Below are 12552 nucleotides of genomic sequence, written 5' to 3' on the forward strand. Positions count from 1 at the left end.
TTTAAGCGTTTTGGCGGCGAGGTGCAGGGCCGGTTGAGGCTCCGATGATCAGTTCGGCTTCGATGATTTCGTGTATTGGTCCGGCAGAGGGGTCGCGGATCAGGCGAAGCAATATTTCCCCGGCGCGGATGCCCGCCTCGCGGACAGAGGACCGCGTTGCGGTGAAGATGGGGACATCATGGCCGTTCTTGAGATAGCCAAGATCGTCGTCATGGGTGATTACCGACACATCTTTGCCCAATGTCAGGCCGGCATCATGGATTGCGCGGCGCACGCCAATGGCCGTGATCATTGATGACGTCAAAAAGGCAGTGGGCGGGCTCTCTAGTTTCAGCATAGCACTGGCGCTGAGGAACCCTTTGATTTCTGTCATTTCCTTGCTGCACATCAAATCGCCGTCAAGTGCGATGCCGCGGCCGGTCAACGCGCCTTCATAGGCGAGCCTGCGCCGGTTGGCGTAGTCCATAAATTCGAGCCCGTTCATGAGAGCGATACGGGTGTGGCCAAGGTCGAGCAGGAATTCGGTCGCGCGTTGGAAGGCGCGGCTATTGTTCGTATCGAGCCAGGAGTAGGGGAGATCAATATTGGAAGCGCGACCATGCACAACGAAGGGCATGTTCAGCTCGCTCAGCAAGGCGATCCGCGGGTCGTCCATTGTTGGACCGTGAACAATAATGCCGTCGACATTGCGGCGCGCGCAGATGTCCCGATAGAGTTTCTCTTGGCTTTTGTCATCCACCAGACTGATCATCATCTCAAAGCCCGCAGCGGCATAGGCGGATCCTGCACCGGCGATAAAATCCCCAAAAACCGGATTCACCATTTCATGTTGGGTCGAAACGGGAATCACGTGCCCGATGGTTTGAGCCCGCCCTGTGGCAAGTCCCTTGGCGCGCGCATTTGGGCTGTAATTCAGCTCTTGAGCGGCTTGTTGCACCCTCATGCGTGTCTTTTCACTCACCTCCGGATAGCCGTTGAGCGCACGGCTCACCGTGGTTTGGGACAGTTTGAGGTGTTCTGATAGCGTTTTAAGGTTCATGCCCCATTAAGGGTCAAAGCGCTTCGGATTTGTCAAGGCTCTGATGCATCTTGCACCTATCTTTAAAATGGGGAAGCACTGTTGACCAAGTGGTAAAATCCAACAAAATATGGCTTTGATGCTTGACAGGTCGCTGCGACTCGGATCATTTGAAGCCATTCAAAGCGCTTTGAGGAAAATGTCAAAACACAACTTTGACGGCCAAAGCGCCCGAGTAAGGACACGCGCCCGTCGCGGCGTGATCAAATGGGAGGATCGTCCATGATGAAATCATTTTACCTTGGCGCGGCTGCGGCTGCGCTTATTGCTGGTTCGGCAGGGGCCGAGCAGCTGACAATCTCTGGCCCCTGGTTGGGTGCCGATGAGGAAAACGTTCAAAAGGTTCTGGATGTATTCCGGGCGTCCTCTGGCATTGATGTCAGCTATGTCGGTTCTGACAGCTTTGAGCAGCAGATCATCATCGATGCGGAATCCGGCTCTGCGCCCAACATCGCCGTGTTCCCGCAGCCGGGTCTGGCGTCGGACATGGCATCGCGCGGCTTCTTGACACCGCTAGCCGATGGCACTGGCGATTGGATCAAGGAAAACTACGCAGCTGGTCAAAGCTGGGTCGATCTGGGCACCTATGCGGGCAAAGATGGCGCGGACAACCTGTACGGGTTCTTCTACAAAGTTGATCTGAAGTCTCTGGTTTGGTTTGTGCCTGAAAACTTCGAAGACGCAGGCTACGAAGTGCCAACTTCGATGGAAGACCTGAAGGCGTTGAGCGATCAAATCGTCGCGGATGGAGGCACACCTTGGTGTATCGGTCTGGGATCAGGCGGCGCAACCGGCTGGCCGGCAACCGACTGGGTCGAAGACCTTCTGCTCCGCACCCAGACCCCCGACGTCTATGACGGTTGGGTCAGCAACGAGATCCCCTTCACCGACGAACGTATCGTTGGCGCGATCGAAGAATTCGGCGCATTTGCCCGCAATGACGATTATGTCGCTGGCGGTGCCGGTGCCGTGGCATCAACAGACTTCCGCGACAGCCCCAAAGGCATGTTTGCCTCGCCTCCGCAGTGCTACATGCACCGGCAGGCATCCTTCATTCCGGCCTTTTTCCCTGAAGGCACCGTGGTTGGCGAAGATGCAGATTTCTTCTACTTCCCATCTTACGCGGGCAAGGAGCTTGGCAATCCGGTACTTGGTGCGGGTACTCTTTGGGCCATCACCAACGACAGCCCCGAAGCGCATAAATTCGTAGAGTTCCTGCAAACCGCAGAAGCCCACGAAACTTGGATGGCTCTCAAAGGGTTCCTGACTCCGCACAAAGGTGTGAATCCGGAAGCCTTTGGTGATCCGACCTTGCAGAAAATGAACGAAGTCCTTTTGGGCGCCACAACTTTCCGGTTTGACGGCTCTGACCTGATGCCCGGCGGTGTTGGCGCGGGTTCATTCTGGACCGGCATGGTTGACTACGCAGGCGGCAAAGACGCCGGCGAAGTTGCCGCCGAGATCCAGTCCAGCTGGGACGCTTTGAAGTAAGCCACCCACTCACGGGAGGCCCCGGTGGCGCAGTTGCCATCGGGGCTTTTTTAGACAGATTTTCCACACTACCCGTCTTGATCCCCTTTGGGGCAAGGCCTCTGCCCGCGCTCTTTGGCGCATGGGAATCCTGACAGTTAGGGAGGGTACGATGCATCCAGCATTTCTGGGTCTTATAACAATTGTGATCGGGGTAGGGGGCTGCTTGGCCTATTACTTCAGCTCGAACTGGGTTTTGGACAATGTCCTGTATCCGGCCAAGGGGCCGCAGGCTGGTCGCAATATAAACCGTGCGAATATGATCCGGCCCTGGCTGTTTTTGTTGCCTGCGCTTTTGGCTCTGACGATCTATTTGGCGTACCCGGTGTTTGAAACATTGCGTTTGTCGCTGACGGATCGCGATGCGGACGGGGCCTTTGTCGGGCTAGACAACTACCGGCAGATGTTTGGCGAAAGCAAGTTTTGGGAAGCCATGCGCAACAACATGCTGTGGCTGATCTTTGTGCCCGCAATGTCTACGATGTTTGGCCTTATGGTGGCGCAACTGACCGACAGGATCAAATGGGGCAATGTGGCCAAATCCCTGATTTTTATGCCGATGGCGATTTCCTTTGTCGGCGCAGCGGTGATCTGGAAGCTGGTCTATGACGCGCGCCCCGAAGGCACTGAACAGATTGGCGTCTTGAACGCGATTTATGTCTGGTTTTCCGGCGGTGCACCGCAACAGTGGCTGACAATCCCGATTTGGAACAACTTTTTCTTGATGGCGGTCCTGATCTGGATCCAAACGGGATTTGCTATGGTGATCCTCAGCGCGGCCCTGCGCGGAATCCCAGAAGAAACCATTGAAGCCGCGATTGTCGATGGGGCCAACCCATGGCAAATCTTCTTTAAAATCAAAGTGCCACAAATCAAATCGACCATCATGGTGGTTTGGACAACGATTACCCTTGTGGTTCTCAAGGTGTTCGATCTGGTCTTTGCAATGACCAACGGCCAATGGGAAACGCAGGTCTTGGCCAACTACATGTTTAACCAATTGTTTGTGACACGGGACTGGGGCGTTGGATCGGCCTCGGCGATGATCATCATGCTTTTGGTGACGCCGATTTTGATTTGGAACGTGCGCAATGCACGCAAGGAGATGCGGTAATGGATAACATTGCAGGAACCAAAAGCACGCTGACATGGGCCGTGCATATCTCGGTCGCCTTCCTTGTGGCACTGTGGTTGTTTCCCACCGTCGGGTTGTTTGTGTCGTCGTTTCGGACGGCAGATCAGATTGCGACATCCGGTTGGTGGAATTCCCTGTTTCCATCGGAACAAAACCTGACATTGCGCAGCGCGGCCCCGGATACGCAGACTTTGATTGACGGGCTTTACGTGATCGAAGGCGACCTGTTCGAAGAAAAAGACGTCGAGATTTCAGTATGGGGAATCTCGTCGCGGGCCATTGCTGATTATACAGCGGGTCAAACAGCCGAATTGAAAAAAGGTGGCCGCGTTACTGTGACGGCCGATGGCCTGTACCGGATGGAGAACGAGGAGCCATTTACCGGTTCGCGCGGGACACGTATCTTTGTGACCGCGACGGCCCCTCCCGAATTCACCACCGAAAACTACGCCAATATGCTGTTGGACCCCAAGAATATCGATGGCATGGCCAATGCGTTCTTCAACACGCTTACGGTGACTATACCAGCGACGATCATCCCGATTGTTGTGGCGGCATTTGCGGCTTACGCCTTGGCTTGGATGGATTTTCCGGGACGGGCATTGCTGATCGCCTTTGTTGTGGGCCTGCTGGTTGTGCCGCTGCAACTGGCGCTGATCCCGCTGCTGAAACTGCATTTGGCGACCGGCATCGGCAAAGGGTATTTGGGGACTTGGATGGCGCATACCGGCTTTGGGCTGCCCTTGGCCATCTATCTGCTCAGGAACTATATGGTCGGTCTGCCGCGCGACATTATTGAAAATGCCCGTGTCGATGGCGCGACCGAGTTTCAGATCTTTACCAAAATTATCTTGCCGCTCAGCTTTCCAGCGCTCGCCAGTTTCGCGATTTTCCAGTTCCTTTGGACGTGGAATGACTTGCTGGTCGCCAAAGTGTTTTTGATCGACAGCACCGGTCAAACCACGGTGATGACCGCGCAGATTGTCGAATTGTTGGGCACACGCGGTGGCAATTGGGAAATTCTGGCCACGGCGGCTTTTGTATCGATTGCGGTGCCGTTGGCGGTGTTTTTCGCCATGCAAAAATATCTCGTACGTGGCTTGCTGGCCGGTTCGGTTAAATAGGCCGAGAACTTAGGAATGACGATGAATACGCACTCTCAAATCAACATCTCTCCGTTGGTCGCGGACAAAGACTGGTGGCGCGGTGCCGTGATCTACCAGATCTACCCGCGCAGTTACCAAGACAGTACTGGTGACGGTATTGGCGATCTTCCCGGCATCACGCGCCGCTTGCCACACATAGCATCGCTTGGGGTGGATGCGATCTGGATATCGCCGTTCTTTAAATCTCCGATGAAGGATTTTGGCTATGACGTCAGCGATTATTGCGATGTCGATCCGATGTTCGGGACGCTGGACGACTTTGATACGCTGATTGCACGGGCCCATGAACTGGGTCTTCGGGTTATGATAGATCAGGTCCTGTCGCACAGTTCCGATCAGCACGATTGGTTCAAAGAAAGCCGTTCCAGCCGCGACAATCCCAAGGCCGACTGGTACGTCTGGGCTGACCCGAATCCCGATGGCACGCCGCCAAACAACTGGCTATCGATCTTTGGCGGTTCGGCGTGGCAGTGGGATACACGCCGTGAACAGTACTTCATGCATAACTTCTTGACATCGCAGCCGGATTTGAATTTCCACTGCGCCGATGTGCAAGATGCCTTGTTGGACAGTGTGCGGTTCTGGCTGGATCGCGGCGTTGATGGCTTCCGGCTGGATACGATCAATTTCTACATCCACGACAAACAGCTGCGCAGCAATCCGGCACTGGCCCCCGAGGATCGCGACGACTCCATCGCGCCGCGTGTGAACCCGTATAATCACCAGCTGCATTTGTATTCCAAAAATCAGCCCGAAAATATCGCCTTTCTTGAACGGTTTCGCGCCCTTCTGGATGAATACCCCGCGGCAGCTGCCGTCGGCGAAGTTGGTGATGCGCAGCGCGGCCTGGAGATTATGGGAGAATACACCGCTGGCGATAACCGCGTTCATATGTGCTACTCATTTGAATTCCTGTCCGGCGATACTCCGTCAGCGGCGCGGGTCGTCGATGTTCTGACTAAGGTGGATGAGGCCGCGCCTGACGGTTGGGCCTGTTGGGCCTTTTCGAACCATGACGTCGTGCGCCACGCGTCGCGTTGGTCTTTGGACGGTGCCGCGCAAAGGGCTTTTGCCACATTGTTGATGTGTCTACGCGGGTCGGCCTGTTTGTACCAAGGCGAAGAACTTGGCCTAGAGGAGGCCGAGGTTGGCTTTGACGACTTGCAAGACCCCTATGGCATTGAATTCTGGCCGGAATTCAAAGGCCGCGACGGCTGCCGCACACCGATGGTTTGGGAGCAATCCAACAGCTTTGGCGGGTTTTCAGACGCCAAGCCTTGGCTGCCCGTTGCCCCCGAGCACCTAAGCCAGTCTGTGACCGCGCAAGAACAAGACCCAAGTGCCCTATTGCATCACTACCGCCGCGCTGTGGCCCTGCGCCACGCAGAACGGGCGTTGGCAAAGGGTGAACTGACCGGCTTACGCGCCTTTGGCGATGTCGTGGAGTTCCAACGCACAGACGGGGATGACGTGATTTACTGTGCATTCAATCTGAGCAATGGCGCAGCACCGGCTGTTTTGCCCGGCGGCGATTGGGAGGCGATTGGCGACGAGTTGAGCTGCACGCTTCCGCAATCAGGAAGCTATGAGCTGGGCCCATGGCAAGTCGCGCTGGCGCGGCGTATCAAGACATAAAGGGAGAGGGCGATGACTGATCTGAAGCTGACGAGCGTCGGCAAGACCTATGCGGGCGCGGTCGAAGTGCTCAAGGACATCAACCTTGATATCAAACAAGGCGAGTTGATCGTTTTTGTTGGCCCGTCGGGCTGCGGGAAATCAACCTTGTTGCGGATGATTGCGGGTCTTGAAAAGATCACCGCAGGTGAATTGGAAATCGGCGGCATGCTGGTCAACGATGTGCCACCCGCGCAGCGCGGAATCGCAATGGTGTTTCAAAGCTATGCGCTCTATCCGCATATGACAGTGCGCGAAAACATGAGCTTTGCTTTGAAGCTGGCCGGTAAATCCAAACCCGAAATTGACAAAGCTGTAAACAGCGCCGCCAAGATGTTGCAGCTGGATGAATACCTTGATCGCTTGCCCAAAGCTTTGTCCGGTGGTCAGCGGCAAAGGGTAGCGATTGGCCGGTCGATTGTGCGCGACCCCAAGGTGTATTTGTTCGATGAACCGCTGTCGAATCTGGACGCTGCGCTGCGCGTGGCGACCCGGATTGAGATTGCGCAGCTCAAGGAACAGATGCCCGACCGCACGATGATTTATGTGACCCATGATCAGGTTGAAGCCATGACTTTGGCGACGCGGATCGTTGTACTGGCAAACAAAGGCATTGCGCAGGTCGGATCGCCGCTTGAGCTGTATGAACGTCCAAATTCGGAGTTTGTGGCGCAGTTCATTGGCTCACCTGCCATGAACCTGATCCCCGGCGAAGTGGTTGGAACCGGCACCCAAACGCGGGTTAAACTTGAGGGCGGCGGCGAAACCCTATCCGATTACCCGACAACAGATGCGGACATGGGGTTAAAGGTGAATGTTGGCGTGCGGCCCGAAGATTTCGTCATGGCAGAAGACCAGATGATCTTTACCGGTAAAGTGAGCATCACAGAGGCTCTGGGTGAAGTCACCTTGTTGTATTTCGGCTCACCCGAAGGGGAACATTCCGTCATCGCCAAGCTGCCCGGTATCCACTTGGAGATGCGCGGCCGCGAAGTCGCGCTGACCACCACGCCGGACAAAGTGCATTTGTTCGCGGCTGGCACATCGCTGTTGTATCGCTAATCTCGGGATCTGGCGGGCTTACTTGCCCGCCAGACCTGACGCCTGCGCCCGACTGTGCAGTGCATCCCTGCCACCTGCGCAGTCAATGTGAAATCTTACTGTCAGTTTTTGGCGGTGGCGTGCTCACGTTCCCCTTTCGTACTAAAATATCCATTGGCGAATTGCAGGCTTTCCCCTATCTGTTAAGCACGCGTAAACGGGGGGCAAGATGCCAGAGCTTAAGCAGATCGAAGTGCGGGGCGCACGGGAACATAACCTCAAGTCGATTGATGTGGATATTCCGCGCGATCAGCTGGTGGTGATCACCGGGCTGTCGGGTTCGGGCAAGTCGAGCCTCGCCTTTGACACGATCTATGCGGAAGGTCAGCGGCGCTATGTCGAAAGTCTAAGCGCCTATGCCCGCCAATTCCTTGATATGATGGAAAAACCTGACGTTGACCACATCTCTGGTCTGTCGCCAGCTATTTCGATTGAACAAAAGACAACGTCGAAGAATCCGCGCTCGACCGTGGGCACGGTCACCGAAATCTACGATTACATGCGCCTGCTGTTTGCCCGTGTTGGCACCCCATTCAGCCCTGCAACCGGCCTGCCGATTGAGGCGCAGCAAGTTCAGGACATGATCGACCGTGTCATGACGATGGAAGAAGGCACGCGCGCCTATCTTTTGGCCCCGATTGTGCGCGACCGCAAAGGCGAATACCGCAAAGAGTTTTTGGAACTGCGTAAATCCGGCTTTCAACGTGTGAAAGTCGACGGCGAATTTTATGAGCTGGATGAGCCGCCAACGCTGGACAAGAAGTTCCGCCATAACATTGATGTTGTGGTCGATCGCGTTGTGGTTCGTGAAGGAATGGAAACCCGGCTCGCGGATAGTTTTCGCACGGCTTTGGATCTGGCCGAAGGCATCGCCATTCTGGAGACGGCCCCCAAAGAAGGTGATCCCGACCGCATTGTTTTCTCAGAGAATTTTGCCTGTCCCGAAAGCGGGTTCACCATTCCCGAGATCGAGCCGCGTTTGTTTTCCTTTAACGCGCCCTTTGGGGCCTGCCCGGAATGTGACGGGCTAGGCAAAGAGCTGTTCTTTGACGAACGTCTGGTGGTGCCTGACCAAACGCTGAAAATCTATGACGGGGCATTGGCCCCTTGGCGTAAAGGGAAGTCGCCCTATTTCCTTCAAACGATTGAAGCCATCGCCAAGCACTATGAGTTCGACAAAAATGCCCGCTGGAAGGATGTTCCAGCCCATGTGCAACAGGTGTTTTTATACGGTTCTGGCGAGGAAGAAATTCAATTTCGCTATGACGAAGGCGGCCGCGTTTACGAGGTGAAGCGTATCTTTGAAGGCGTTATCCCCAATATGGAGCGCCGCTACCGCGAGACAGACAGCAATTGGATTCGCGAAGAATTCGAACGGTATCAGAACAACCGGCCTTGTGGCTCATGTGGTGGATTCCGTCTGCGTCCCGAAGCCCTGGCTGTGAAAATCGCCGGTCTACATGTAGGCAAAGTGGTGGAAATGTCGATCAAAGAAGCCTTTGATTGGTGCAAGATGGTGCCGGATGCGCTGACGCCTCAAAAGAACGAAATCGCCCGTGCAATTCTAAAGGAAATCCGCGAACGGTTGGGGTTTTTGAACAATGTCGGGTTGGAGTATCTGACGCTGTCGCGCAATTCCGGCACCTTGTCGGGGGGCGAGAGCCAGCGCATTCGTTTGGCCAGTCAAATCGGTTCCGGCCTTACAGGTGTTTTGTATGTCTTGGATGAACCCTCAATCGGCCTTCACCAAAGGGACAATTCGCGGCTGCTCGAAACGCTGAAAAACCTGCGGGACCAAGGTAACACAGTGATTGTGGTCGAACACGACGAAGAGGCGATCCGCGAGGCGGATTATGTCTTTGACATCGGTCCGGGGGCAGGGGTGCATGGCGGACAGGTTGTGTCAAAGGGCACACCTGAAGAAGTGACCAATGATCCGGCCAGCCTAACCGGGCAATATCTGTCCGGTACGCGTGAAATTTCGGTGCCGTCCAAGCGGCGGAAAGGCAACGGCAAAAAGATCAAGGTCGTCAAGGCCACTGGGAACAACCTTCAAAATGTCACGGCTGAATTCCCGCTCGGAAAATTTGTTTGCGTGACCGGAGTGTCGGGCGGCGGAAAATCCACGCTAACGATTGAAACGCTGTTCAAAACCGCGTCGATGGCGCTGAATGGAGCGCGGCAAACACCAGCCCCCTGCGAAACAATCAAGGGTTTAGAGCACCTCGACAAGGTGATTGACATTGACCAGCGCGCGATTGGGCGGACACCGCGATCAAACCCTGCGACCTATACTGGCGCTTTCACGCCAATCCGCGATTGGTTCGCCGGTCTTCCTGAGTCCAAGGCGCGCGGCTATAAACCAGGGCGCTTCAGCTTCAACGTCAAGGGGGGCAGGTGCGAGGCCTGCCAAGGGGACGGCGTTATCAAGATTGAAATGCATTTTCTTCCCGATGTTTATGTGACGTGTGAGACGTGTCATGGGGCCAGATACAACCGCGAAACTCTTGAGATTAAGTTTAAAGGCAAGAGCATTGCAGATGTTTTGGACATGACTGTCGAAGACGCGCAGGGCTTTTTCCAAGCAGTGCCGACGATCCGCGACAAGATGGATGCGCTGGCCCGTGTGGGGCTTGGCTATATTAAGGTGGGCCAGCAGGCGACGACCCTGTCAGGCGGCGAAGCACAGCGCGTTAAATTGTCCAAGGAATTGGCAAAGCGGTCTACCGGGCGCACTTTGTATATTCTTGATGAGCCGACCACCGGGTTGCATTTCGAAGATGTGCGTAAGCTGTTGGAAGTGCTGCATGAGTTGGTCGATCAGGGCAACACCGTTGTGGTCATCGAACACAATCTGGATGTGGTCAAAACGGCAGATTGGGTGATTGATATTGGTCCCGAAGGCGGTGATGGCGGCGGCGAAATTGTTGCGGTCGGCACGCCCGAAAAGGTCTCCAAGGAGCCGCGTTCACATACTGGCCACTATCTCGCACCGATGCTGGGGCTGGTGCGCGAAGCTGCCGAATAGGCATACCTCGGCAAGTCGGATGGCGATGCGGTGCGAAACCGCATCGCCAGGAAACTCACTTTTTTTCTAGCGGGCAGGTGTTCATTCCGAACAGCTTGTAGGCACCACAGCGGCCGGTCAGTCCAGTCAGCAGCGGCACAACGCCAATCCACATCCAAACACCGTAACCCAGTAGTGCGCCGACGATCAGCAATGCGCCGATTACGATGCGAAGGATCTTGTCGATTCCGCCAACATTCTTTTCAAACATGTTTTGTCCTTTCAAGCGTCCCGGACTGTTCCGGTTTCAATACCTAATACATATTGCATATTGAATGTAACTTGATCCAGCGCAAGTTGGTCACGTTTGTGTGTTGCTAAGCTGCGGATATCAATAAAAGAGGAATCCAATATGTGGTTTATGAAGATGATCAAACTGGCCATAGTCGCACTGGCCATGGTTTTGCCGGGCGCTGGGGCCTACGCCGGGGACACCAAGACAGGGTTGTTTGTGAACCTGACGACGGATGACACGTGGTCCGCCGCCAAAGCCATCATGTTTGCCCATGAAAAAGCGCTCAAAAACGGTCATGAACCGGTTGCGATCTGGCTCAACGTTCGGGGCGTGTATCTGGCAGATAAAAAGCGCCCCAGCCACGTTCCGGGGCCGATGGCAGAGAAAGGCACGTCCATTCAGGACATGCTGGCGGCCTTTATCGCGGATGGTGGGCAGGTGTTGATGTGCAGCGCCTGTTCCAAGGCAGCAGGACTGACCAAAGACGACTATATTGATGGCGTCACAATGGGGACTTGGCCGGTGGTCGAAGGTCTGTTGTTTGATCCGAATGTCAAAACGCTGGCTTGGTAAGCTCAGGGATATTTAAGGACAGGGGGCCTGCATCGTTGCGGCCCCCTTTTTAGCACGGATTACCCGCGCGATTTGGTTTCAAAGCGCGGCAACATGGCGCTGAAGTCGCGGCCCAATCCGTCTTCGTTTTCGACAAATTGGGAATAAAGCGCTGTCGCGGCTTCGCCCATCGGGGTGTCTGCATCAGCCGCTTCGGCAGCCTGCTGAGACAGGCGCAAGTCCTTGAGCATCAGCTCGGCCGCGAAACCCGGAAGATAGCCGTTGTCGGCGGGGGATTTTGGCCCAACGCCGGGGGCAGGGCAGTAGGCATTCATTGACCAGCTATAGCCGGACGATGTGCTGACCACATCAAACATAGCTTCGCGTGACAGGCCCAGTTTATCTGCGAGGGCAAAGGCCTCGCAGGTTGCGATCATCGTGACCCCAAGGATCATATTGTTGCAGATTTTGGCGGCTTGACCATTACCAGCCTCGCCGCAATGCACAGCCTTTTGACCCATGATGTCAAAGAGCGGTTTGGCCGTTTCAAAGGCCGCTTGGCTGCCGCCGACCATAAAGGTCAAGGTGCCACCACTTGCGCCGCCGACACCGCCGGAAACAGGGGCGTCCAATGCGCCTACACCGGCTTTGGCGGCTTGTGCGGCCACATCGCGGGCGCTTTCGACATCAACGGTCGAGCAATCCAAAAGAACAGCTCCGGGTTTCATCGCGGGAATGACGTCATCGGCAACGCTGCGCAAAATACCGCCGTTGGGAAGCATGGTAATTACAACATCAGCGCCGGTTGCAGCCTCGGCCGCAGTTGACGCGCTACTGGCCCCGTCAATTGTTACTCCGGCAACATCATAGCCAGTGACCGTGTGGCCTGCTTTGACAAGGTTGGCCGCCATAGGGCCGCCCATATTGCCTAGTCCGATAAACCCAATTTTCATTCCATCCTCCCTAAAATCCAAGCTGTCCCTGCCCAAAGGCATCAACATTTTGGAGATCGCA

At 55.3% G+C, this 12552-nt stretch carries 10 protein-coding genes; 7 read left to right on the forward strand and 3 right to left on the reverse strand.

Going from position 1 to position 12552, the window contains the following annotated elements; translation table 11 throughout:
• Position 1: 1 nt before the first annotated feature.
• On the reverse strand, positions 2 to 1039 hold the full coding sequence (locus C8N36_RS17815) for a LacI family DNA-binding transcriptional regulator (RefSeq protein ID WP_097806130.1): 1038 nt from the start codon (positions 1037 to 1039) through the stop codon (positions 2 to 4).
• A 264-nt stretch (positions 1040 to 1303) separates the two neighbouring features.
• Here C8N36_RS17815 and C8N36_RS17820 point away from each other — a divergent pair, with 264 nt between their 5' ends.
• The 6 genes from C8N36_RS17820 (at position 1304) to uvrA (ending at position 10712) form a co-directional block, all read left to right on the forward strand.
• Positions 1304 to 2569: an ABC transporter substrate-binding protein gene (locus C8N36_RS17820; protein ID WP_211318252.1), complete on the forward strand. Its 1266-nt coding sequence runs from the start codon at positions 1304 to 1306 to the stop codon at positions 2567 to 2569.
• A gap of 151 nt (positions 2570 to 2720) precedes the next feature.
• Complete coding sequence (locus C8N36_RS17825) at positions 2721 to 3722, forward strand: carbohydrate ABC transporter permease (RefSeq protein WP_097806128.1); 1002 nt, start codon at positions 2721 to 2723, stop codon at positions 3720 to 3722.
• Positions 3722 to 4867: a carbohydrate ABC transporter permease gene (locus C8N36_RS17830; RefSeq protein ID WP_097806127.1), complete on the forward strand. Its 1146-nt coding sequence runs from the start codon at positions 3722 to 3724 to the stop codon at positions 4865 to 4867. Before C8N36_RS17825 ends, C8N36_RS17830 begins: the two co-directional genes overlap by 1 nt.
• Before the next feature lie 21 nt (positions 4868 to 4888).
• Positions 4889 to 6544, forward strand: a complete 1656-nt coding sequence (locus C8N36_RS17835) for an alpha-glucosidase (RefSeq protein WP_097806126.1) — start codon at positions 4889 to 4891, stop codon at positions 6542 to 6544.
• Between the two features lie 12 nt (positions 6545 to 6556).
• Positions 6557 to 7645 (forward strand): ABC transporter ATP-binding protein, encoded by a 1089-nt coding sequence (locus tag C8N36_RS17840; RefSeq protein WP_097806125.1) that lies wholly within the window; start codon positions 6557 to 6559, stop codon positions 7643 to 7645.
• Positions 7646 to 7853: 208 nt separating this feature from the next.
• Positions 7854 to 10712: an excinuclease ABC subunit UvrA gene (uvrA, locus tag C8N36_RS17845; protein ID WP_097806124.1), complete on the forward strand. Its 2859-nt coding sequence runs from the start codon at positions 7854 to 7856 to the stop codon at positions 10710 to 10712.
• Positions 10713 to 10767: 55 nt separating this feature from the next.
• Here the strand turns inward: uvrA and C8N36_RS17850 are convergent, their stop codons facing one another.
• A complete protein-coding gene (locus C8N36_RS17850; protein ID WP_097806123.1) occupies positions 10768 to 10962 on the reverse strand; it encodes a YgaP family membrane protein in 195 nt (64 codons plus the stop codon).
• A 141-nt stretch (positions 10963 to 11103) separates the two neighbouring features.
• Here C8N36_RS17850 and C8N36_RS17855 point away from each other — a divergent pair, with 141 nt between their 5' ends.
• A complete protein-coding gene (locus tag C8N36_RS17855; RefSeq protein WP_211318250.1) occupies positions 11104 to 11559 on the forward strand; it encodes a DsrE family protein in 456 nt (151 codons plus the stop codon).
• Between the two features lie 59 nt (positions 11560 to 11618).
• Here C8N36_RS17855 and mmsB read toward each other — a convergent pair whose 3' ends face one another.
• Positions 11619 to 12491 carry a 3-hydroxyisobutyrate dehydrogenase gene (gene mmsB, locus C8N36_RS24785; RefSeq protein WP_306456922.1) on the reverse strand — a complete coding sequence of 291 codons (873 nt, stop codon included), beginning with the start codon at positions 12489 to 12491 and terminating at the stop codon, positions 11619 to 11621.
• Positions 12492 to 12552 lie beyond the last annotated feature (61 nt).

This window comes from Pelagimonas varians (assembly GCF_003208435.1).
Classification (GTDB): Bacteria; Pseudomonadota; Alphaproteobacteria; order Rhodobacterales; family Rhodobacteraceae; genus Pelagimonas; species Pelagimonas varians.